Source organism: Paenibacillus sp. GbtcB18 (genome assembly GCF_019091125.1).
In the GTDB taxonomy this organism is placed as follows: domain Bacteria; phylum Bacillota; class Bacilli; order Paenibacillales; family NBRC-103111; genus Paenibacillus_F; species Paenibacillus_F chitinolyticus.
The window spans coordinates 902,026-922,891 of record NZ_JAGXJX010000002.1; the positions used below are offsets into that span (position 1 = coordinate 902,026).

General features: G+C 57.7%; 23 protein-coding genes. 6 read left to right on the forward strand and 17 right to left on the reverse strand.

What is annotated here, in order from left to right:
* Window positions 1-255: 255 nt before the first annotated feature.
* Window positions 256-1,239: a ketoacyl-ACP synthase III gene (locus KVT34_RS09385; protein ID WP_217558299.1), complete on the forward strand. Its 984-nt coding sequence runs from the start codon at window positions 256-258 to the stop codon at window positions 1,237-1,239.
* A 207-nt stretch (window positions 1,240-1,446) separates the two neighbouring features.
* Here the strand turns inward: KVT34_RS09385 and KVT34_RS09390 are convergent, their stop codons facing one another.
* The 7 genes from KVT34_RS09390 to KVT34_RS09420 all read right to left on the reverse strand — a co-directional run bounded on the left by KVT34_RS09390 (window position 1,447) and on the right by KVT34_RS09420 (window position 6,345).
* Window positions 1,447-1,899: a hypothetical protein gene (locus KVT34_RS09390; RefSeq protein WP_217558300.1), complete on the reverse strand. Its 453-nt coding sequence runs from the start codon at window positions 1,897-1,899 to the stop codon at window positions 1,447-1,449.
* Window positions 1,896-2,228 (reverse strand): alpha-helical endospore appendage domain-containing protein, encoded by a 333-nt coding sequence (locus KVT34_RS09395; RefSeq protein ID WP_217558301.1) that lies wholly within the window; start codon window positions 2,226-2,228, stop codon window positions 1,896-1,898. Before KVT34_RS09395 ends, KVT34_RS09390 begins: the two co-directional genes overlap by 4 nt.
* Before the next feature lie 129 nt (window positions 2,229-2,357).
* A complete protein-coding gene (locus KVT34_RS09400) occupies window positions 2,358-2,648 on the reverse strand; it encodes a hypothetical protein (RefSeq protein ID WP_217558302.1) in 291 nt (96 codons plus the stop codon).
* Window positions 2,649-2,786: 138 nt separating this feature from the next.
* Window positions 2,787-4,034, reverse strand: coding sequence for a hypothetical protein (locus tag KVT34_RS09405; RefSeq protein ID WP_217558304.1), 1,248 nt, complete (start codon window positions 4,032-4,034; stop codon window positions 2,787-2,789).
* Window positions 4,015-4,842, reverse strand: a complete 828-nt coding sequence (locus KVT34_RS09410; protein ID WP_217558305.1) for a glycosyltransferase family 2 protein — start codon at window positions 4,840-4,842, stop codon at window positions 4,015-4,017. Before KVT34_RS09410 ends, KVT34_RS09405 begins: the two co-directional genes overlap by 20 nt.
* Window positions 4,843-5,078: 236 nt before the next feature.
* A complete protein-coding gene (locus KVT34_RS09415) occupies window positions 5,079-5,687 on the reverse strand; it encodes a DUF1796 family putative cysteine peptidase (RefSeq protein ID WP_217558306.1) in 609 nt (202 codons plus the stop codon).
* Window positions 5,688-5,715: 28 nt separating this feature from the next.
* The gene (locus KVT34_RS09420; protein ID WP_217558307.1) at window positions 5,716-6,345 is read right to left on the reverse strand and encodes a DUF1796 family putative cysteine peptidase; all 630 of its coding nucleotides are present in this window, start codon (window positions 6,343-6,345) and stop codon (window positions 5,716-5,718) included.
* Between the two features lie 175 nt (window positions 6,346-6,520).
* Between KVT34_RS09420 and KVT34_RS09425 the strand changes: the two genes are divergently transcribed.
* Both KVT34_RS09425 and KVT34_RS09430 read left to right on the forward strand, forming a co-directional pair.
* Window positions 6,521-6,916 (forward strand): hypothetical protein, encoded by a 396-nt coding sequence (locus tag KVT34_RS09425; RefSeq protein WP_217558308.1) that lies wholly within the window; start codon window positions 6,521-6,523, stop codon window positions 6,914-6,916.
* 109 nt (window positions 6,917-7,025) lie between these two features.
* Window positions 7,026-7,490, forward strand: coding sequence for a hypothetical protein (locus tag KVT34_RS09430; RefSeq protein ID WP_217558309.1), 465 nt, complete (start codon window positions 7,026-7,028; stop codon window positions 7,488-7,490).
* A gap of 196 nt (window positions 7,491-7,686) precedes the next feature.
* On the opposite strand, the gene KVT34_RS09435 is transcribed toward KVT34_RS09430, so the two are convergent.
* Window positions 7,687-8,919: a glycosyltransferase family 4 protein gene (locus tag KVT34_RS09435; RefSeq protein WP_217558310.1), complete on the reverse strand. Its 1,233-nt coding sequence runs from the start codon at window positions 8,917-8,919 to the stop codon at window positions 7,687-7,689.
* Between the two features lie 256 nt (window positions 8,920-9,175).
* Between KVT34_RS09435 and KVT34_RS09440 the strand changes: the two genes are divergently transcribed.
* Window positions 9,176-10,087, forward strand: coding sequence for an NAD-dependent epimerase/dehydratase family protein (locus KVT34_RS09440; protein ID WP_217558311.1), 912 nt, complete (start codon window positions 9,176-9,178; stop codon window positions 10,085-10,087).
* Window positions 10,088-10,340: 253 nt separating this feature from the next.
* Here KVT34_RS09440 and KVT34_RS09445 read toward each other — a convergent pair whose 3' ends face one another.
* From KVT34_RS09445 to KVT34_RS09455, 3 genes are all read right to left on the reverse strand, one after another.
* The gene (locus KVT34_RS09445) at window positions 10,341-11,381 is read right to left on the reverse strand and encodes a glycosyltransferase family 4 protein (RefSeq protein WP_217558313.1); all 1,041 of its coding nucleotides are present in this window, start codon (window positions 11,379-11,381) and stop codon (window positions 10,341-10,343) included.
* 55 nt (window positions 11,382-11,436) lie between these two features.
* Window positions 11,437-11,619 carry a hypothetical protein gene (locus KVT34_RS09450; protein ID WP_217558314.1) on the reverse strand — a complete coding sequence of 61 codons (183 nt, stop codon included), beginning with the start codon at window positions 11,617-11,619 and terminating at the stop codon, window positions 11,437-11,439.
* Window positions 11,620-11,710: 91 nt separating this feature from the next.
* Window positions 11,711-12,937 (reverse strand): glycosyltransferase family 4 protein, encoded by a 1,227-nt coding sequence (locus KVT34_RS09455; protein ID WP_217558315.1) that lies wholly within the window; start codon window positions 12,935-12,937, stop codon window positions 11,711-11,713.
* Between the two features lie 201 nt (window positions 12,938-13,138).
* On the opposite strand from KVT34_RS09455, the gene KVT34_RS09460 reads away from it, so the two are divergent.
* Window positions 13,139-13,492 (forward strand): hypothetical protein, encoded by a 354-nt coding sequence (locus KVT34_RS09460; protein ID WP_217558316.1) that lies wholly within the window; start codon window positions 13,139-13,141, stop codon window positions 13,490-13,492.
* Window positions 13,493-13,751: 259 nt separating this feature from the next.
* Here KVT34_RS09460 and KVT34_RS09465 read toward each other — a convergent pair whose 3' ends face one another.
* The 3 genes from KVT34_RS09465 to KVT34_RS09475 form a co-directional block, all read right to left on the reverse strand.
* On the reverse strand, window positions 13,752-13,997 hold the full coding sequence (locus tag KVT34_RS09465) for a hypothetical protein (RefSeq protein WP_254634662.1): 246 nt from the start codon (window positions 13,995-13,997) through the stop codon (window positions 13,752-13,754).
* A 155-nt stretch (window positions 13,998-14,152) separates the two neighbouring features.
* Window positions 14,153-15,373 (reverse strand): sialidase family protein, encoded by a 1,221-nt coding sequence (locus tag KVT34_RS09470; protein WP_217558317.1) that lies wholly within the window; start codon window positions 15,371-15,373, stop codon window positions 14,153-14,155.
* A 25-nt stretch (window positions 15,374-15,398) separates the two neighbouring features.
* Complete coding sequence (locus KVT34_RS09475; RefSeq protein WP_217558318.1) at window positions 15,399-16,622, reverse strand: sialidase family protein; 1,224 nt, start codon at window positions 16,620-16,622, stop codon at window positions 15,399-15,401.
* Between the two features lie 205 nt (window positions 16,623-16,827).
* On the opposite strand from KVT34_RS09475, the gene KVT34_RS09480 reads away from it, so the two are divergent.
* Entirely contained in the window at window positions 16,828-18,027 is a 1,200-nt protein-coding gene (locus KVT34_RS09480) for a glycosyltransferase family 2 protein (protein WP_217558319.1), read from the forward strand.
* A 79-nt stretch (window positions 18,028-18,106) separates the two neighbouring features.
* Here the strand turns inward: KVT34_RS09480 and KVT34_RS09485 are convergent, their stop codons facing one another.
* From KVT34_RS09485 to KVT34_RS09495, 3 genes are read right to left on the reverse strand one after another with little or no spacing between them, the layout of a single operon-like run.
* The gene (locus tag KVT34_RS09485) at window positions 18,107-19,189 is read right to left on the reverse strand and encodes a glycosyltransferase family 4 protein (protein ID WP_217558320.1); all 1,083 of its coding nucleotides are present in this window, start codon (window positions 19,187-19,189) and stop codon (window positions 18,107-18,109) included.
* 44 nt (window positions 19,190-19,233) lie between these two features.
* Window positions 19,234-19,977, reverse strand: coding sequence for a glycosyltransferase (locus KVT34_RS09490; RefSeq protein ID WP_217558321.1), 744 nt, complete (start codon window positions 19,975-19,977; stop codon window positions 19,234-19,236).
* Window positions 19,978-20,008: 31 nt separating this feature from the next.
* Window positions 20,009-20,854 (reverse strand): glycosyltransferase, encoded by an 846-nt coding sequence (locus KVT34_RS09495; protein ID WP_217558322.1) that lies wholly within the window; start codon window positions 20,852-20,854, stop codon window positions 20,009-20,011.
* Between the last annotated feature and the right edge of the window lie 12 nt (window positions 20,855-20,866).

Below are 20,866 nucleotides of genomic sequence, written 5' to 3' on the forward strand. Positions count from 1 at the left end.
ATAATGTCGGTCTTAATCCCGGGTATCAGTCCCCCTGCTCAGGCTGAAGGATCAACAGGCAGTTCGTTTCGAGCGGCCCCTCCCAGGGAGCGGAGAAGGGTTTGAGAGACTTACTTCCGCCAATTCCCAAATGGGGGCTTACGGACCGGTTCACCATAGGAAATCAGCCGATTGACAGAGGGAGCTTCTTTAGTGTACATTATTTTTAGTACTTGGTACTAATATCAACTACTATACCCTTGGTGAGGTGATCGGATGAACTCGAAAGCAAGAATTTCAGCGGTCGGCAGCTATGTTCCCGAGAAAAGATTAACAAACTCCGACTTGGAGCGCCTGGTGGAAACGAACGACGAATGGATCGTCCAGAGAACCGGCATGCGGGAAAGACGGATTGCCGCTCCCGGAGAATATACGAGTCATATGTGCATCTCCGCCATCGATAACATGATCGCCGAATACGGGGTTTCCCTGGAGGATGTGGATCTGATCCTGACGGCGACCAATACGCCGGATCTTCCTTTCCCGACGGTATCCTGTCTCGTACAGGCGCACTTCGGCATCCCGTCAACGGGCGCACTCGACCTGAACGCGACCTGCGCGGGCTTCGTTTATGCGCTTCATACGGCGAACGCTTTTATTACGGCGGGCCTGCACCGCAAAATTCTCGTGCTCGGCGCCGATCACATGTCGGCCATTACCGACTATACGGACCGTACCACGTGCATTCTGCTTGGCGACGGTGCGGGAGCCGCTCTCGTTGAAGCCGCGGCCGACGGGGCTCCCGGCGCTTTCCTTGGGCACTATCTGGGATCTGACGGTACGGGCGGCGTGCATTTGTACCGCACCGGACTGGCGGACCGCCTCGGGGAGAAAGACTTGGAAGGTGCGGGGAAGCTTGTCCAAAACGGCCGGGAAGTATACAAATTCGCCGTCGGCACGGTCCCCAAAGGGGTAAGCGCACTGCTGGATTCGGCCGGTATGGCGATGTCCGAGGTAGACTGGTTTATCCCGCACAGCGCTAATCTGCGCATTATCGAATCCGTCTGCGAACGCATGGATTTCCCTGTCGAGAAAACGCTGTACAGCCTGGAGTATTACGGCAATACCTCGGCGGCCACCATTCCGCTCTCGCTCCATATGGGATTGAAAGAAGGCAAAATCAAGCCGGGCGACCTGCTGCTTCTTTATGGCTTCGGCGGCGGACTGGTACATGGCGGGCTGCTCGTGCGCTGGGGATGAGAAACCCGCTGTCTGCCGCACCTGCCGCATCTGCTGCATCTGCTGCATCTGCCTCTTCTGCATTCTCATCCGCCGCCATGCCGGTGCAGTTCCCGCATCAGCAGCAGCTCTAACGCTTTTGCTTGGCGCTTTTGCTTGCACGTCCGCTTCCCGCTCATACCGGCGCGAATACGCCGGCGCAAGCGGCGGCTTCCGCTCCCGCCGGGCTCAACCGGCCGGCGCCGAAGCCGCCGCTCCTTCGGCGTTTCCCCCGGGCTTTTCCGCGCCGGGGCTGACAAACGCCCGTGTGCCCGAACGGACCCGCTCACGCGTGTTCAGCCACGGCTTCGCGGCGGTCTTCGACCGGCGGCGGTTCGGCTGCAGCAGCAGGTCGATTTTGCGCTGCAGCACGAAATGATAGGCGGCCAGCGTCTGAAGAAGCCCGCTGGCCGCGGAACCGGGCCGTCGGCCGCCGGGAAACGCCTCCGGCGGAAGCAGCAGATCGGCGGGCTGATTACCGCCCGCCGTATCCGCTTCTCCGCCAGAGGAGTCCTCGTCCCGCGCAGCGGCTCCCGGCAGTGCGGCGGCCGCCTCGGTTACGCGCATCATCGCCCGCTGGCTGCGGGCCAGAGCCTGCAGCATCTCAAGCTTCCAGGCATCTTCCGTCAGGCGCGGGGTCATTTGTTCCCGCCTCCGAGCAAATCGGAGAAATCGCCCATGCCACCGCCGCCCTGATTTTCCTGTTCCCCGATTACAATTTGCAGATGCTTGCCGAGCGACTGTTCCATTCTCGTTATCGCCTCGATCAGCTCGATCAAACCGTCGTGAACCTCCAGCGGCTGCTGCACCTGATCCTGATGCGTGGCAAACTGCTGCGCCGTCAGATGACCGCATATCCACGCTTTCGATTTTTCGGCTTCCGCCGCCTTCGCTTCCAGTATCGACGCGATGCTCACCTGCATTTGCGCCACGGACTGGAGAATCCGTACATAGGAGACTTCCCTGCTCACAAGCTCCGCCCGCCTTTCTTTTACATGCCTTGCGTACTTTGCCGTATCCGCCCTCCGCCTCTTTCCGCTTCAGCTTTCGGCGTGCTTTCGACGTCCCGTCTTTCAGCTTACGGCGCCCGTTTCCGGAGGCTATTCGTTCACTTCGCCGCTTTCCAATTCCTTCACGACTAGCCCGAGGTTAGTCGCCAGCGCTTCCTCCAGATCCGCGAGCGAGGACAAGTAACTCGTTACATTCCGTGTAACGTTAACCGATTGGCTCAGAAGCGTTTCGTTATCCGCAAACGCCGGGTTCTTATCCGGAATTTGACCGATCAATCCCGCCAAATGCGCGGCTACCTCGCTTTTATAGTGAAGAATTTTGGCGAGCTCCAGATGGGATCTGGAAATATGCCGCACCAGCGTGTCTTTTTCGCGTTCCATCCCGTTCCTCCTTCCTCTGCGCCGCCCGGTTTTCTTTTATTCAAAAGTATATGCACGGAGAACCGCGGGTGTCCGCGGACAAGCGACGCGCTTGCAGCGGGACCGGACTCTGCGGCCCCCCGCTTCCTTAATTTCCATTCAGATGCTTTCCCGTGAAAAATCTCCCGAAACAGACGGCTCCTCCGCTATATAAGGAGAATACGTATCCGCAGCGTATCCCCGGCGGCGCCAGTTGTCCGGATAGAAAAGCCGCGGACCGAGCCTATCCATGGCGAGCCGGAGCGCTTCCAGGTGATCGGATGCCCGGCTCCGGTCCAGCCAAGCGAAAGGCCGGGCACCCCGCGAATCCCCGCCGGAAAGCCGCACGGAAGCAACCGCGAGGCCTTCCAGCAGAGCGGCTCCATGCGCCCTGGCGGGGTGGGCAAGCTCCGCGCCGAGCTTCGTCACCGCCTGGCGGGACAGAGCGTGGGGCAGGACGGTCAAGCTGTCCGCCCGCAAATCCCGGCGGCCCAGCGCGTAGTTGACGAACTGCTTCGCCATGACTTCGGGCGGGCGTTTGTGAAAGTGAGGCAGCTTCGCGGAAACGCCCCACAAGGCGGCATCGCTCCCGCCGGCGACCGTACCGGCAAGTGCCGCTATTTCCTCCGCCGCAGAAGACACGGACGCATCCAGGAACACCAGGATGTCGCCTTCCGCCGCTTCCGCTGCCGCCAGCCTTTCCGCTCCGTCCCCGGATACGGACCCGGCGGACACGTTTCCCGCGTCGACAAGCTTCACTTCCGCTTCAAGCCGCGGAGCCGCAAACGTTTGAACCAGCTGCGGGGTGACCGCCTCGTCACGCGAAGCGAGGATAACCTCGTGCAGAGCCAGCCGCTTCAGTTCCCCGAGCAGTCTCAGCAAAGGCGAATCCGGCACCGTGAAGGCTTCAGGTCCCGCGCCGTGCAGAAGAATGACGGCGGAAACCCGCCGGTCCGAAGGAAAAGGAAACCAGCCCTTGTCACGCAGCCCCACTCTCTCGCAATAGCCCTGCGCAAAAGCCGACGCGGCAGCCGCATATTCCGGTCCCGCGGGATTCAGACCGCTCAGCACTCCGCCGTGGCGGGCCCAGAGATCGTTCATCTGTCTGCGCGCCGCCGCTTCATCCGTCCGGTAGGAGCCCGCTTCGTCTCCGTCTACGGAAGCGGACCGGACCGGTAAGCCTGCGGCGAGCAGACCTCCCAGTCTCCGTCCGGCTGCCGCAAGCTCTGCAATCCGCCGTCCCTTCCGGGACGTTCTCGCTTTCGCGCCGGTTTTCCCGGGATTTCCGCTGCGGGTCCGCATCCGGCTTCGCGGCTTCTGTCCTCTCGCTGTGCCGGACGGCTTCTTATTAGTCTTCAGCTGCTTCATCCGCTCCCTCCTTTCCTGTCGCTGTCGGGATAGGCTCCGCCGCCCCTTCCGAAAACGCCGCGGCTTCGACCCAGGCATGCAGCGCTTCCAGGTGGTCGCCTAAGATCAAGTCCCCGACGGGATCTCTTCCGGCGCTTTTTCTCCTCCTGGGATTCTTGGCTCCTACGGCCGCATATACCGCGGCCTCGACGTTTAGCCCTTTGTGAAGAGCGAGCACCAGGGCTTTGGGCGGGACGGCTAGCGCCTCAGCCCCGATCTCGTGTATCGCCCTGCGGCTTAACGCGTGCGGAATCGTCGTCAGCGACGTTCCCGCCAGGTCCGGCCGGTCCAGCATAGCGGTCAGCGCATGCTTGGCAAGGATGACGCGGTGAACGCTGTCGCGCTTGACCGGACCGACGTAGGTGTTCATGGCCACATCGGCTCCGTTTTCCACGGCTTTGACGAAAGCGGAGAGCTTTGCGGCGGGAATCACGATATCCCCGTCCGTAAAAAGCACAATATCCCCTCGGGCCGCCCGCGCTCCGACGGCCCTGCCGACATCATGGCCGAGCGCCGTATCGAATGCGATCATCCTCGGCCCCATTTGCTCCACGATGCCGCGGGAACCGTCCGTAGAGCCGTTCACTACGGCTATCACTTCCACGCTCGGATGAACGCGGTACGCTTCCCGTATAACAGCCGCAAGAGACCGCCGCTCGTTATAGACCGGGATCACCACGGACACTTTCGGAGCGGGATCGTTGCGGTACGTGTGCAGGCTGTTTACGTCACTACTTTGCGCAAGCGGTGTCTTCCGTCTCTTCTTCACCCGCCGCTCACCTCCGTCTCTTCTCTGCGGCCTCTTCTGTCATATCGTATGGGCCGGGTCGCCGGATCGGGAGGGCGGATGTGGAGACGCGCAAAAAAAGGCGTTCTTTTCCGCCCGAGTATGCGTGGTCATGCCCTTCGAAACGAGCATGAACACCCGCCTTGCAGAATCGGCAGCGAACTTCCGGCACAACCCAGGAGAGCGGGCAGCCCTATGGGGACCGCCCGCTCTCCGGTTCAGCTCAGGCTGACGTTTTTGAAAAGAATATCCCAGCAATCCGGGTTGATGCTGTAGCAGCCGACCGCGCACGTCCGGGGGAGGGACCACTGCAGGTCTGTGATGCCGTCAGCGTTGCTGTGGTTGATTACCAGCACCCGGTAATCTTGCTTTACCAGCCCGTTCAGCACCCGCTCCAGCTCGCGCGCCTCATCGTAATACGCGTTCGTGCGGACAAACAGCAGCCGGCTGCCGTACATCAGGTGATGCAGAGTCCGGTAAATGCGGCGGTCGAGCCTGCTCCTGAATTCCGGATAAGAAGCCAGATGGAAGATATGGTTCTGATTTTGAGGAAAATCATGCGCCGAAATAATCCGGGATTTTCTATCCATTATAAGAAAATTCCCGCCTCCATAATCGACCCCGACCGCCTTCAAATTGCCCGATTCCATAAATCCCTGGAATCTGTTTTCCAATACTCCGCTCACATCTTCCAGTTCGGAAATCATCCAGTCGAATACACCCGAAAACGAACGCAAGTTCATTCTTTTTAATTGAATGGAAGGCGTGCAGTCCCCCCCCAGGCTGTAAATCAGATCGTACTTTCCGGCTATTCCGCTTAAGTCCATGAACGCCCCGTCTCCCTTCCGCCGCGCCTTATTTCAAGCTGATATCGGCAAAAAAAATATCCCACCAGCGGTCGCTGTTAAAATTCCAGATATCCGCATAGGGGACCTGGACGGCGCACGTATTCGGCAGCGGCCAGTCTAGCTCGACCAGACCCGGCACCTGCTCGTATTCCACCAGCAGGATCTTATATTCATGCGCGACAAGCCCGTTCAGCACTTGCTCCAGTTCGGCCGTCTCCTCGTACGTTCCGTGCATGCGAATGAACAGGATACGCTTTTCCTCGCTTAATTGTTTTAAAAACCGGGTAATCCGGCGGTTCAGCTTTTCTTTGAATTCTCCGTAGGTGAAAAGCTGTTCCGGCGAATTCCGGTTCACCGGGAAATCGTGGACGGATATGACGCCGTATGCGGAATCCTTCACTTGATAATTCGGCTGAAGGGTAACCGGCTCCACCACGCTCATATGGGCAAGCTCCATGAATCCGTCAAACCGTCTGCCCAGCAGCCGGTTCACGTCCGCGAGCGAATCCGACATCATCCAATCCAGCACCCCTGCGGAAGAGCGCAGACCGTGCCTTTCCATTTGAATCGCCGGCAGGCAGTTTTGTCCAAGGCTGAATACGGAGTCGTAGCTCCCCGCCAAGTCTTGTAAACGCATCCTACTCCCTCCTTTTGGCCTCCTCTTGTATTCAATGCGCGAAAGGGACGTTCAGCGTGGACCCCCGTCCTTGCCCGGAAAAATGGACTCGCACATCCAATCCCCCGCCGCGTCCCGGCATACTCTGTTAGAAAGGATGTGAGTCGCGAGCATCCGGAACACGGAGGTAAACGTCATGTACAAGTACTATCAGAAGGTGGAAATAGATCCGCATACCTATGCGCTGCCGCTTCAAGCGGGCGATCAGGAAATGTTCCTGTGTCCCCTCTATTTGTACGGAATTACGCCGGGAAGCCGGATTCTTTTTAAAGCGAGCATCGCCTGGAGCAACCCCGTCACTTACGACATCGGCGAGCTGGAAATCAAAATACGGCGCGATCATCCGGACGGCCCCCTTGTCGAGAGCAGCGAAGATTCGCGTTTCCGCAGAGGGACGGCCAAGATGGAAGGGGAAGACGAAGGGGGCGCGGCCGAAATCGTGGCTTATTACCTGACCGTGCGTTCGCCTGGAGGCAAAGCGCTGATCGAAGGCCCGATTTTGTTCGAGGGATTTGTCCTCGAAGAGAACTGAAATCCGGCGAATTGGTTTTTTTCAACCGGTTACTTGTCCGTTTCGAAACAGCCTGAGAGTGAATCTACTAGTCTTGTAAGACTACTCTTTCAAAAGGGGATGAACTATCATGGCTACCATTTTGGATTATCAGACTAATGATGCTCTCATAGGCGGAGGCTCCCTGCCTTTTCCCGTGACGAATCCGCTGCTGGGAGGCGTCGAGCTCGAAGTCGCCACGATTAACCTGACGCCTGCGGATACTACCAATCTTCTCCGTTTTGAGGGAACGATCGGCTGGCAGCCCGACCTTCTTCTCGCCACTCCGCTGCTGCCGATTTTGCAGGTCAGAATCCGCGTGGGCAGTCCCACGGGAACCGTTATTTACGAGACGGACGATTCGGCTCTGATCGGTACCGGCGTTCTGACGACTATCACGGACAACATCCTGACGGTTTCGTTCCAGCATTCGATTCAAGCTTCGGTCGTTCCGGCCGGTTCGCAGCCCTACTTCCTGACGGTTGCCGTCCGCGGGCTGGGCAGCATATCGATTCGCGGACCCGTTCACTTCGGGGCATTCGTTATCGCTCCGTAACGAGATCGTTTGCGGCAAAGGCAGGCGGGATGCTATCCCGTTTTGCTTTATTTATATATCGTCGCGGCTCACAAAAAAACCTCGCATCTAACGTGAGGTTTTTGGCGTTTACCGCGTTATCGGTGTTTGTTGGTATTCGTTGGCGTTATCTCCGTTATCGGCGTTGTCGGCGACAATCGGCGATTACCCGCATCGGCTAAAATCTTCCCCGGCTCTGTCTGGCCGCCAGATAGGTCTTTACGAAATGCTCCGTCATCCGGTCCAGGGACCAGCGTTCGCAGCCCGAGAGACGGGCGGCTTCGCCCATCTTCAGCCGGAGTTCGTCGTCGGCAAGCAGCAGCTCCAGGTGGTAGGCCAGCGTATCGGTGTCCCCTACCATAGAGACAAACCCCGTCTCGCCGTGAGCGACCATTTCCGGCAGCCCGCCCGCATTGGATACGACGGCCGGCTTGCCTGCCGTCTGCGCCTCCATGACGGCAAAGGGCTGGTTATCCTGCACGCTCGGGTGCGTGAAGATATCCGAGAGCGCCAGGATGGCCGGCACGTCTTCCCGGTGCCCGAGGAACCGGACGTCGTCCTCAAGCCCGGCAGCCCGCACCTGTGCGATCAGCTCATCGCGTTTGTCGCCGTCGCCGATCAGCCAGCAGATCCAGTCGGAGCGTCTTTGTTTCAAATTGGCCAGGGCACCGATCAGAAAGTGAATCCCCTTGATCGTTTCCAGACGCGCCGGGCACACAATCAGTTTTTTCCCTTCCGGACGGACCAGAGGCGTACCGGCGGCGAGCTTGCGCGCGAACGGCTCCATATCGAATCCGTAGGGCGATACTTCGATATGTCCGGCGGGTACGCCGTATTCCCGGGAGAGGACGTTTTTCAGCCAGTTGGAGGCCGTTACCACCTTCTCCGCCGCCATGGCGCCGTGATATTCGAGCGTCCGGTAATAAAGATGCGCAAGCGGCCGCAGCTTCTCGGAATCCAGCCTGCCTTCCTCATCCAGCAAGATTTTAATCTCCCTTGCCAGTGATCCGTGAATGCTCGCCACCAGACCGGTACTCGGGGGTCTTACCCGGTTTAACGCGAGCGAGGCGATCACGTCCTGGGCATGGATGACGTCATACTGCTGAAGTCCGAACGAAGCCGCGGCCAATTCCATGCAGTAGCGGTCCATTTCCACCCGGCGCACGAGCGGGTCCTGATGAAGGGCAGGCAGCATGTTCCGGTTTAATTTTGCCTGAAGCATGTGCATCAGGTCGTCTTTCATTACCTTTAGGTCGGTTCCGTAGATGTAATATTTGTGTTCGTCGGGTCCGTTCCCCATCAGGTCGACCTGATGCCCCCAGTTTTCCAGCCGCTTCTTGAGCTGAAGCATAAACGGCCATACCCCGCCGAGATGGGGAACCGGCCAATAGGTCGCGAGCAATATTTTCAAGAGCCTTCCCCCCGTTTCGCCTCTGTTTCCTTCCTTACCGGCGTTCCAGCAGCCCGCACCGTTTGCGCGGAGAACAAGCATCTTCTTTTATCATATGGACGGGATAACGGGATTGACATGGAGAATGGCCTCTATCCTATAAAAAAGGCGGCGGAAACGTGCCGGACCGGCCGATTCTTCCGCTTGTGCCCGTACCTTCGCCCCCCCTGCTTTCATACGATATGGAGGATACAAGCACAGAGAAAAGAGGTGCGTTATGAAAGCCTTAGTCACCGGAGGGGCGGGCTTTATCGGCTCTCACTTGGCGCAAGCGCTCGCGGACGCGGGCCATGAAGTCCATGTGCTCGACAACTTGTCGAGCGGGAAGGCCGAATGGGTGCCCGGCCAAGCCGTTCTTCATGTCCTGGAACTAAACAGCCCGGAGCTTCACGAGCTTGTCGGACGTATCCGGCCCGAAGTCGTGTTCCATTTGGCGGCTCAAGCCGACGTTCAGAGATCCATAGCCGATCCCGCTTTCGATGCGCAGGTCAACATTACCGGAACGGTGTCGCTCCTTGACGCTTGCCGGAAATCGGCTGTGCGGCGGTTCGTCTTCGCTTCGACATCCGGCGTATACGGAGACAGCGTGCACGAAAAATTATCGGAGAATATCCCGGCCGCGCCCATTTCGTACTACGGTCAGTCGAAACTTGCGGCGGAAGGCTATATCCGGATTTTTCACAAGCTGTACGGACTGCCCTATACGATTCTTCGTTACGGAAACGTGTACGGCCCGAGGCAGACGCCCAAAGGGGAGGGCGGCGTAGTCGCCGTGTTCCTGCAGCAGCTGCGCCGGGGGCAGCCCATCACGATTCACGGAGACGGCGGGCAGACCCGGGACTTCGTGTATGTCCGGGACGTGGTGGAGGCCAATCTGGCGGCCGCCGCATCTACGGGCTGCGGGCTCTACCATGTCAGCACGGGCCGGAGCACGACCATCCGGCAGCTGGCCGAGCTCATCCGCGAGACCCGGTCGGCGCCTGTGCCGGTCCTGTTCGGCGAAGCCCGGCCCGGCGATATCCGGCACAGCTGTCTGGACAACCGCCGGGCACGGGAAGAGCTGGGCTGGAGCCCCCGGTACCGCATCGCCGACGGGCTGCGGGAAACCTGCGCCGCGTTCCTGGCTTAAGGCGGCCCCGGTTTGCAGGCACCCGAAGGAAGCCTGCGCCGTGCCTGCGACATGTCGCGTCGATCCCGTGCCGGTGCCCCGCCGTGTCTCACGGGTCCGGTGCCGGTGCCCGGGTTACGTCAGGACTCTAGAGTCTCGTGCCCGTGCCATGCCGTCTCGGTCTCCTGCCGATCCTTGTCGCGGCCCGAAACAAAAGCCCCGGTCTATTCCGGATAATCCGGAATACCGGGGCTAGCTTTTTGGGGCGAAACGGTCAGCGGCTGTTCCAGATATCGTGGATAGCTTTGGCGAATGCTTCTACGCTTCTGGCCCACGGCCATTGATACGAATCGTACAGGCCCTGCAGAGCCAGACGGGCCCGCAGCTCCTTATCGTGGATCAGCCGGACGATGTCTGCCGCCAGCCGGTTCTGGTACCGGTAAGAAAGGAGACAGTTGCGCTCGTGCCGCGCATAATCCGCATTTCCGCCCGAATACGTCGTAACGAGCGCCGCCCCGCATCGCATGGCCTCCAGGCCGGGGAGCGAACCGGAATCGTAGAGCGAGGAGCTGACGTAGATATCGGTTTTGTTGTAGAGGTAGCGCAGCTCCTCGTCGTTATTGGGCAGGCAGAATTGAAAACTACCCGTATCGGCGAGACGCTGCAGACTCGGTGCGGTATGAAATTCGTCGGGCGGGCAGATCAGATTGATTTCCGTATCGGGATAATGGTGTTTGACGAACGCGAGCCGGCTGACCAGATAATCCTGGTCGCGGTGCCAGGCAATCCCTCCCTCGGAATTGCGGACGACGGCGGAAATTTTGACAGCGGGCGGAGTGGATTCCCGGAGGTTCAGATTTTGCATGAACGGTCCGAGTCCGATCGGGACGATATGTCCGCGGATGCCGTGATTAAGCTCGATCAACTTCTGCTGCCACTCGGACAGTACGATAAGATGCGGCGTCGTATGATAGGTGGGGAACGTGATATGATCGTCCGGCAGAAAAGTCGGTTCGTAGCAAAGACTGAACCGGACATGAACGCTCCGGTCCCGCGCGCTCGCTTCCACGCATGCGGGCACGGTCGTGTAGAAGTTGGAGACAACTACGTCTCCGGGCGGAATATCGTCCGCGTCCAGCGTAATGCTGTGACGGCCGCGGACAATCCGGGCCCGGATATCGAACTTGACTTCGGCATGAGCAGGCATCACGACGGTGACGTCATAACCGCGGTCCGCCAATCCGTTCGTAATTTCCGCCAGCATCCGCTGGGCCCCGCCGAAATTCAAGGTGAGGATAGGAAACACCAGCCTCATGCTTTTTCCTCCTTTCATGGACACGCAGCCGCACCGGTTCTCTGCGAACCGGCGCCTACCCGTTCGGGTAGCTGTTCAAAATATGCTGGATAACCGGGTCCGGCATCCGGTAGTTATCCGGAAGCCCGGCCCGGATCTGGTTCCACAGCTTGTAATCGACCAGATACTCCGGGTTCGACACTTGCACGGAAAAAAGCGAATTGTACAGGTCGCCAATCACATACACTTTCTCGCTCATGATCATTCTCCTTTCTGTGGTTGACTACCGTCATGTGACGCCGAGCACCGCGCGCCGGGAGCTTGGCGTGGTGCGGTCCACGCAAGGAAATTCAGGCTTGAGCGGCTTTGGCGATTGCCCTGCCGTATACATCGAGAAGCCGCTGAACCATCAGATCCATGGACCAGTGAACGGCCCCCCACTGTCCGGCTTCCCTGCCCATCGCTTCCCGCATAGAGGTATTCTCCAGCAGCGTGTACAAGTGGGTGAACAACTGCTGGCTGTTGCCCGACGGGAAGATAAGCCCCGTACGGCCGTGCTCGACCATCTCGGGCACGCCCGTGGCGTCGCTGACGACCGACGGCTTCCCTGCGAGCTGCGCTTCTATCAGCGACAAAGGCTGATTGTCCACATAGCTCGGCTGCACGAAGATATCGGACTGGGCAAGCAGATAAGGCACGTCGTTCCGCCTGCCCAGAAACTGGACCGTTTCCAGCAGTCCGAGTTCCGCGCACTGCCGGTTAAGCTCAGCCTCCTGGTCGCCCTCTCCCACGATCCAGCAGACGAAATCGTCCCGCACCGTCCGGAGCAGGCCGACCGCTTCGATAAGCAGCGACAAACCCTTGATCGGGATGAGACGGCCGGTGAAAATAATGGCTTTTTTCCCCGGCGGCTTATAGATCGGGGTGGCCGAGCTTGCCATCTTCGCATAGAAATCGCCTGTAGCGTACCCGTACTGAAACACCTCGACTTGATGCTCGGGAACGGAGTATTCCGTGGTCAACAGGCGTTTCAGCCACTGGGAGGAGGCGATCGTAATATCGCTGCTCGTGGCGCCGAGATGCTCGATAGCCGCCTGGAAGCGCCAGATGAGCGACTCCTCCAGGTTGACGTTATTTTCCACCAGATGCAGCTTGATCTCGTGAGCCACCGAACCGTGCAGACTGGCGACGAGTCCCGTCCGCGGTGATTTGACCCGCCGGAAAGAACGCGTAGACAGAACGTCCTGCGTATGAATCACGTCATATTGCTCCAGCCCGAAATAGGCGGCGGCCAGCTCCATGCACAAGGTGTTCATTTCAAAATGCGAAAGCCAGGAGCTGGAGTGAAGGACCGGATACAGCTCGGGGCTTATTTTCTTTTCCAGAAAAGGCCTTACCGCCTCTTTATAAAAAACACGGCCGCTGAACGGCATATGAAACACACTCTCATCTTCGCTGTTGCCGAATACATCGACCTCGTGGCCGAGCGCCTCCAGCTTTTCTTTCATATTGACCATAAGCGGCCACACTCCGCCCAAATGCGGTAACCGCCAGTAAGTAGCGAGCAGTATCTTCAACAATGTCCCCTCTTTTCTGCGTGCGACTCATAAGGCTGCGGGTCGGCACCGGCATTGCCTTTATCCCTACACTATATGCGGCTATTCCCCTCCTTCACGGGTCGTTTGCCTCACCGGGCTCAAAATGTGTACGTGTCCATACGTCTGTGCGGCAATTTCATATACTGAACTATGCCGGATTGAACGGAAGGGAAGGTGACCATGTCCATCTACTATTTTGACGCCTACGAGTCCGGACCTTACGACTCGCGATACATCCAGTGTTTCGATCTTGTCTTTCAAAATATCGCCGAGCGGCATTTCGACGTTCTTATACAGGGCTATCAAGGCCAGAACCGTTTTCTTCTGGGGCTCTATCATCTCGATCCCGCTCCGCTGCCCGGTTCGATTGCCCATCTGCCGACGGTATATAATCACAACCAGCCCTTTACACTCCACATTCACACGAATCTGACCAACCCTTATCCCCTGGCGATGACGATGTATGCTAAAAACGAAGGGGGTCTTGTTGCAACCTTCACCACGAATGATTTGACGGTCAGCGATCCGCTCTGACTGTCGGTGTCAAGATTTGCCCGTTAAAAAGAGGCCCTTCTTTTCGGAAGCGGCCTTTTAGGGCTGTTTGCTTCTGCGGCTTGCACCTGCCGATACGGCTGTTTCAAGCGTTCGATTCACTTCCGGGACCACCTTCATCCCAACGACGGAATAGGGGTCAGTTCCGATTGAAGAACACGATGCGCAGGCACGATATTGTTGAAAGTGTCCACGCCGAATAAGGAAGCTACGACGAGATTAGGCTGAGGGATGATGACGGCTATCTGGACTTCATAAGCCAGAACACCCGAGATAAAAACGTGCGCATTCCACAAATTTCGGCGGCACCGTATACGTCTGGAAAAAGAGCGGCGTCTCGGGCAACGCCCGTGCTCAGGGTATAAAAGATTTCAACGACAATCTGGGCCGTATTCACAGCGTCTTCGTTGTGGATGAGAACGGCCGCATTAGCGGAGGCTGTCCCGAAATCTTTCGTATTAAAAAGCATTCCGGTCGTAAACGCCATACTTCTTCCCCCCCTCTCTAGCAATCTCTTAGGCAGTCTATTCATCCCGAACCAAAAAGATTGGACGACCCCAAAGGCCGTCCAATCTTTTTGCATATATGCGCCTGCCCCCGGATTTCAAATATGTCTCCCGTCCCGTCCGGCTCCCATACCGGTTAATTGCCCGAAAAGATCGTCTGCGCCCCCGTTCTCGTATCCGTCCAGACGCCGATAAACCCGTAAGGCGGGATGGTGCTGATGTCCGTATAATTCCCGATGGTCGGTACCGGTGTGGCGCTGCCCGCATTCGGGTTGCTGGAGGCGGTAGATTCCCTCCGGTTAAAAAACGAGGCCCCACCGTCCACCGATATGGCCACATACGCATCCAAATCGAACCCGTTAATCCGATTGGAATAGTACAGAATGGTGATCAGCCCGCTTTTGGGGGACACATCTATAGAAGGAAAAAAGTTCTGAGTGCCGGCCGGAGCCGACGTAACAGAGACGGGAGCCGTCCAAGTCAGTCCCTGATCGAAGGACCGGGACAGGAATACGTCCGAGTAACCCTGCCGGTTATCCTGCCATACCGCGTAAAGAATCCCGCTTGTCGACAGCGCCGAATTATCGACGGCGATACAGGCGCCGGTCGGCACTTCGAAACCGTACCCCGCTACCGGCAGGACGTTGGGTACCAGCGTGACGGGCGAAACGATTACCGGCTTCTGGAATGTGGCCCCACCGTCCAGCGAACGGCTTACCTCGAAGCGTGTAACCGGAGTTAACGAGATGTAGGCCACATAGACAATTCCCGTCAGCCCCGCAGCCACGTCCCCGCGCGTCACATAATCAGCGTCCGGAGATACAAGCGCGGGCCTCAGCCAGGTCTGCCCGTTGTCCAGTGAACGTTGAAAGAACATCACGGACCCGCCCACAAAGTCCGTATTGAATTGGTGGACATAGACCAGGTAAACGCTGCCCTGATACGTACTGGCCTGGGAGTTGTCAAAGACCGCGTTCACCTGCACATTGTTGATATACGTCGTATACCCTTGAGCCGCAATGACCGGCGATCCGAAAGTGATTCCGTTGTCCGTTGACGTGTAGACGGCAATCGAGCCGCTGCCCGACGCATTGAAAACATGGGACGCCACGATGAACACATTTGGAAACCCGTAAGCCACGACGTTGGACTCGCCGCCGATATATCCCGCCGGAAGCGGCAGAATAAGCGCTCCCCATGAGATGCCCTGGTCAACCGAGCGATAGACGGCAATCTGGGCGGCCCCCGTCGTAAAATCCGTCGCAGCCGCCACGATATTGAGCGTAGTCAAATAATTGGCCGCCACGCTGGGTGTCTGGGCAAGCGTTCCTGCCGGCGAAACCTGCGAATTCGCCATTTGGGTCCACCTCCTTTAGTAAATGTTAAAACCCGCCCCACGTCGTCTGCGAACCGGTTCTCGTATCAGTCCAGACGGCATAGAAATTGTCCGGCGGAACGGTGTCGACATCAATGTAATCTCCGATAAGCGGCGTCGGGATAGGGTCGTCTCCGTTCGGGTTAAAAGAAGTCGTCGTCACGCGAAGATTCGTGAAAGTGCTGCCTCCGTCCCTGGACTGGGCCGCATAAACGTCGAGATCGAAGCCGTTCAGCCGGTTCGTGTAGTAAATCACCGTAATGGTGCCTGTTTTGGGCGATACGGTTATAGCCGGGAAAAAGTTCTGGGCGCCGGCCGGACTGGCCGTAATGGGAACCGGTGCGCTCCAGGTAAGTCCCTGGTCCAGCGAGCGGGACAGAAACACATCCGCATACCCCTGCCGGAAATCCTGCCACACCGCATAAATGTTCCCCCGTCCGGGGGACACAAGCGCGGTATCCGCCATAATGTTCGAGCAAGTCAGGACGCGGAACGCGTACCCGGGAACCGGCAGTACAAGCGGAACGACCGATACGCCAGAGACCAGAATGGGCGGTCCGAAAGACTCTCCCCCGTCCAGCGACCGTCTGATGTAGCAGGCTGCTGGGGTTGTCGTGTCGATCCAGGCAAAGTAGAGGTCCCCCTGCAATCCGATACCGACATCGGGACGCTCGGTATTCCTCATCACATTCGATAAAATCAACGGAGCTTCCCAAGTGATTCCTCCATCCAGGGACCGCTGAAATGTCGCCACCGAAAAACCGCCCGCATCGACATTGTACTGCCGGTTATAGGTCACATAAGCGCTGCCGAGATACGGACTGGATTGAGAGTTGTCATAGAACACTTTCGTCCAGTCGTCATTGATAAACGTGCCGTATCCCGGATTCACGATAATCGGCGCCGAGAAGCTGAGCCCATTGTCCGTGGACCTGTAAACCGCAATCGTACCGCTGGAGTTGCCGGGGAAAACATGGGCCACGATCAGGAACAGATTCGGAAACCCGTAAGCCGCAAAGGCGGCCTCCGCTCCCGTAAATCCGGGCGGCAGGGGAAGAAAGGAATTCGTCCAGTTCACTCCCGCATCCTGCGACCGGTATACACCCGTAAGCGGCGGCCCCAGCGTAAAATCAGTGGCCGTTGCGATCATGATATTGGCATCCAACAAATTGACGGCTAGCGACGGTTCCTGCTTCGGATTACCCGAAGCGTTCACTTGAAAGTTAGGCATAGGGGCCTCCTGTCGAATGCGCATAATCTTGTACTCCAATGTATGCCGGGGATGGGTCACGGGAATGGACAATACGGAAATTAATCCCCACCCCTTCCAATGTCCACACCCGTCAAATACGGCCGAATAAACTAAAGTATGCATCCGGCGCGACGGCGGTACGCTTGTCTGCCCAAGCAATCAGCCAGGAAAGAAGGGATGTTACATGAGCGATGTCGGTATTGTCATGCCGGTATATCTGCAGAAGCCGTCTTATTTACAGGAAGCGATCGAAACCATCCTTAACCAGACCTATGCGGATTTCCGCTTTATCATCGTGATCGACGGAGTATCGGAACAAATGGGACCGCAGATCCGGCAGTTGACCGCCCACGACAACCGCGTGGAGATTTTGGAAAACAAGCGGAATGTAGGCGTATCGGCTTCATTGAACCGGGGATTTAAGCGGCTTTTTAAAGATCCCCGCATCCGGTATGTGACCTGGGTGTCGAGCGACAACCGCACCCATCCTTACTTTATCGAGCTTCTGCGGCATGAGCTTGCGCATGCGCCAGAGGAAGTGGGGCTGGTCTACAGCTGTTTTCGGGAAATAAACGCAGACGGACTGCCGATCCGTGACGAGGCCTTTCAGGAGGAATTCCGCCGGTATCAGGATAAGCCGAAAGAGGAACTTCTCGACGTATGCATTGTAGGCGTATCTTTTATGTACAAATCGCGCTTCGCCCGGAAAATAGACGGATACCGCATGGAACCCGTCGAAGACTACGAATATTGGCTGAGATTATCTCATCTGTGCGAACTGCGCTATATCCCCGTAGAACTCGTGGAATACCGGGTCGACTCGGATTTCAGCATTTCCGCCAAGCTCAAGGGGTCTGTCGAGCAGCACAGGCGCTGGCGTCACGCATTCCGTTTGGCCAAAAAGGAGGCCAGGGAAAGACAAAACATTCCTCTGGAAACGACCGTTTACTTACCGGTGACCGATGCGTCCGAGAGTCTCCCCGACCGGCTCGACTGCCTCCTGGACCAATACTACGGCAACTTTCAGGTGATCGTAGTCGACGTAACCCCAGACCGGGCTTCGGCGGGTTTACTTCACGGGATACGGGACCCTCTGCTGAGCACCCGCTTCTTTCCCGGCATGCCGCCTATCGAAGCCGTTCATGCCTGCCTGAAAGAGCTTACGACCCCGTTCGCCGCGATCGCATACCGGGAGCGGGATTTTGAATATATGGATCTGCAGGTCTTAACGGCCGCCCTGCGCGCCGCTCCCGAAGGGGCTTACTCCGTTTGCTACAACGGCGACCGGACCGACCTCGCGTACCGCTTCGATCCTCGTGCGGGCATGCCCGCAACCGAACTGTTTCGTTCAGCGAAGCTGAAGGAACTTGTGCTCCTCGTGTAGACGGCCCCGGCGCCCTTACACCTCCGTCTCTATCGTTCGCGTACGCGAAATAACGCTTGGCGGATTCCGCCAAGCGTTATTAACCGTGCTGCTTCACTAGTCCGATTTCAAGCTCGCCCAGCATGCAGGAAAACTGCCGGGCGTACAGGTCCGGAGAAAACCCTTCCGCCGCATGACGGCTCGCTCTGAAGCGGATTTCCTCCCGCAACGGGACGTTGTCCATGAGCTCCGAAATTTGCCGGAACGCCTCTTCATGGTCGTCATGGGGATAGAACCTTCCCGTTACGCCGTCCGCGATAAAACTCCTGACGCCGTCCGAATCCGTCGAGACGACGGGACACCGGCAGCACATGGCTTCCAGCACGGCATAGCCGAATCCTTCCACGCGCGAGGTCGAGAGCAGCACGCCGCCGGAATCGCCGATGACGGAATACTGCCGTGCCATTTCTTTGTGCGGAAGGTTCGCCAGCACCGTCAAGCGGGAACCCAGCTCGTATTCCGCAACCAGCTTGCGGAACTCCCCCTCTTCCGATCCGAGCGTATTGTCCACATACATGCGGATTTCGACCGGGCGGTTCCGCGTTTTGAACAAGCGTCCGACCTCCAGAAGACTCCGCCAGTTCTTGTTCGGCTCGATCCGTCCTACCCACCCGATGATGGGAACCCGAGCGACGGGATGCCTTTCAAAGCGGAAGCTTTCCATGTCGATACAATTATGAAAGCTGAACCTTTTCATCCGGGCGTAGTACGTCTCGAAAATCCGGATCAGGTGCGGGGTGCGGGGATACAGCACGGCATCGGTGTGCAGAGTGAGCAGCGGTAGAATCCGTTTCAGACTATACTCCGCTTCCTCCACGCTCCCCAGTCCCTGCGCCTCATAAATGATTTTGCCCGTGTAGCCGCTTGACCGCAGGGGAAGAATCAGTTCAGCCACCATTGAGATGACAACCGCCTCGAACCGTTCCCGGTTGACAAGCTCCGTGATCTCTTTCTTGTCTTTCGTTACGTAAACGGGCACCCCGTCCAGGTTCTGCATCCCCGTTCCTTCATGCAAATACAGCAGGCTGCACGAGATGCCGATCCTCTCCAGCGCGATAACCCGCTGGCGGTTCAGAGTCTCCATCCCTCCGCTCGGGATATAGAACACGAATAAAAGCTTCATGGCACACCTTCTTTCAAGCTGATGCAAGAGACGGGACGGGGCCCCTAACCCCCGGCTTCCAAGGAAGCGATGCGTGCGGCCAACAGCGGGTTGTAACGGGCACGCAGCATATCCACCTCGCGCTGGATGGCCGGCTGATGATTCCGGCTGCCCATCTCCCCGTGGAGCCGGTACTGGGTCAGTTTCTCGTTCACGAACTCGATCCGGACCCCGGCTGCGGCAAGGCGGAGCCACATCTCCAGGTCCTGCGTGTACTTGCACGTCTCGTCGAAAAAACCGTATCTCTGGAACAGATTTTTGTGCATCAGAACGGTGCAGCCGTTGATCGGGTTGTACTGGAGCATGTAGGTGTACAGCTTCGTGGACGTATTGAAATACTGCGTATTTCCCGGATCGGTAGGAAAATTAGGGGCGTACAGGACGTGCCCGTGCTCGCTAATAACCTCGTAGTTCGTAAAGCTGATGTCCGCATTCGCCGAGGCCAGCCCGTTAAGCTGAACCGCCAGTTTATGCGGGTGAAAACGGTCGTCCGAACTGAGCCAGGCGATATAATCGCCCGAAGCGTAGCGGATTCCGTGGTTGAGCGCCGAGGCCGTTCCTCCGTTTGCTTTCCCCAAATAGTGGACCCACGGCAAGTACGGCGTTATTTTATCCCGATGGAGGGTTGATCCGTCGTCCACCACAATAATTTCTTTGTCGGGATACGTCTGGTTTAACGCGCTGACGATCGCCTGATCCACATAAGCACAATTGTAAAAAGGGATTATGACACTCACCCGGGGCGGCATTTCCCACCTCCTTTCCGCAGTCATCTGCCCGTTATCTGCGTTTTTTAACCCCTTTGCCGGCTTTCCCCTTGCGGGATTTGACCGCTTTAACCGGGCTCTTGCGAAGCCGGGCGGCCGGGCGTCTGCGAGACCGCAATGCCGGGTGCCTTCTTCCGGACAGAAACCGCCTCTGGCTTCGCGAATGCCGCAGCAAATCGTTCCGGTAACGGCTGCGGACGCTCATAACCTCCTCCCAAATGGCAGGCTGGTACAGCATCGTCCCCATGCCGCCGTGATGGCGGTACAGCGTAAGCGGGGCATCCAGGAAATCCAGCGGAAAACCGGCCAGCAGCACGCGGATCCAGAACTCGTAATCCTGGGTATACCGGAGTGTTTCGTCAAAATATCCCACCGCCCTGAACAGGTCCCGGCGCATCATGACCGTGCAGCCGTTGACGGGACAAATCGACAGGAAGGCGCGCGTAAATTCATGAGGATACCGGTATCTGGACGCCACATTCGCCTTCGTGACGGCTCCCGCCTCGTCGATCTGGTCAAAGGCCGTATGGCTGAAGATCGAGTTCCGTTCCAGCATGAACTGCACTTGACGCCCGATTTTATCCGGGTAAAAAAGATCGTCGGAGCTTAGCCAGGCTACATAGTGCCCCGTGGCGAGAGCAAAACCCATATTCAGCGCGGAGGCGGCTCCCCCGTTTTCTTTACCGAGATAAATCAGCCGGTCCATGTAGGGCTCCAGTTTTTCTTTGTGCAGCGTGGAGCCGTCATCCACAACAATCAGTTCGATATTGGTATAGGTCTGGTTCAGCACGCTGGAAACCGCCTGATCCACGTACGGACAGTTGTAGAAGGGAATCACGACCGTTACTTTCGGCAGCATGCGTTCACCTCT

What these genes read in the sequence shown, in the direction of transcription:
- KVT34_RS09405 (WP_217558304.1), bottom strand. Translation starts at nt 4,034, where the DNA reads ATGAAGCAGCTGAAGACTAATAAGAAGCCGTCCGGCACAGCGAGAGGA.
- KVT34_RS09390 (WP_217558300.1), bottom strand. Translation starts at nt 1,899, where the DNA reads ATGACCCCGCGCCTGACGGAAGATGCCTGGAAGCTTGAGATGCTGCAG.
- KVT34_RS09470 (WP_217558317.1), bottom strand. Translation starts at nt 15,373, where the DNA reads ATGGCGAATTCGCAGGTTTCGCCGGCAGGAACGCTTGCCCAGACACCC.
- KVT34_RS09385 (WP_217558299.1), top strand. Translation starts at nt 256, where the DNA reads ATGAACTCGAAAGCAAGAATTTCAGCGGTCGGCAGCTATGTTCCCGAG.
- KVT34_RS09400 (WP_217558302.1), bottom strand. Translation starts at nt 2,648, where the DNA reads ATGGAACGCGAAAAAGACACGCTGGTGCGGCATATTTCCAGATCCCAT.
- KVT34_RS09495 (WP_217558322.1), bottom strand. Translation starts at nt 20,854, where the DNA reads ATGCTGCCGAAAGTAACGGTCGTGATTCCCTTCTACAACTGTCCGTAC.
- KVT34_RS09465 (WP_254634662.1), bottom strand. Translation starts at nt 13,997, where the DNA reads ATGGCGTTTACGACCGGAATGCTTTTTAATACGAAAGATTTCGGGACA.
- KVT34_RS09440 (WP_217558311.1), top strand. Translation starts at nt 9,176, where the DNA reads ATGAAAGCCTTAGTCACCGGAGGGGCGGGCTTTATCGGCTCTCACTTG.
- KVT34_RS09475 (WP_217558318.1), bottom strand. Translation starts at nt 16,622, where the DNA reads ATGCCTAACTTTCAAGTGAACGCTTCGGGTAATCCGAAGCAGGAACCG.
- KVT34_RS09490 (WP_217558321.1), bottom strand. Translation starts at nt 19,977, where the DNA reads ATGCCGCCCCGGGTGAGTGTCATAATCCCTTTTTACAATTGTGCTTAT.
- KVT34_RS09460 (WP_217558316.1), top strand. Translation starts at nt 13,139, where the DNA reads ATGTCCATCTACTATTTTGACGCCTACGAGTCCGGACCTTACGACTCG.
- KVT34_RS09450 (WP_217558314.1), bottom strand. Translation starts at nt 11,619, where the DNA reads ATGAGCGAGAAAGTGTATGTGATTGGCGACCTGTACAATTCGCTTTTT.
- KVT34_RS09425 (WP_217558308.1), top strand. Translation starts at nt 6,521, where the DNA reads ATGTACAAGTACTATCAGAAGGTGGAAATAGATCCGCATACCTATGCG.
- KVT34_RS09485 (WP_217558320.1), bottom strand. Translation starts at nt 19,189, where the DNA reads ATGAAGCTTTTATTCGTGTTCTATATCCCGAGCGGAGGGATGGAGACT.
- KVT34_RS09480 (WP_217558319.1), top strand. Translation starts at nt 16,828, where the DNA reads ATGAGCGATGTCGGTATTGTCATGCCGGTATATCTGCAGAAGCCGTCT.
- KVT34_RS09445 (WP_217558313.1), bottom strand. Translation starts at nt 11,381, where the DNA reads ATGAGGCTGGTGTTTCCTATCCTCACCTTGAATTTCGGCGGGGCCCAG.
- KVT34_RS09420 (WP_217558307.1), bottom strand. Translation starts at nt 6,345, where the DNA reads ATGCGTTTACAAGACTTGGCGGGGAGCTACGACTCCGTATTCAGCCTT.
- KVT34_RS09415 (WP_217558306.1), bottom strand. Translation starts at nt 5,687, where the DNA reads ATGGACTTAAGCGGAATAGCCGGAAAGTACGATCTGATTTACAGCCTG.
- KVT34_RS09430 (WP_217558309.1), top strand. Translation starts at nt 7,026, where the DNA reads ATGGCTACCATTTTGGATTATCAGACTAATGATGCTCTCATAGGCGGA.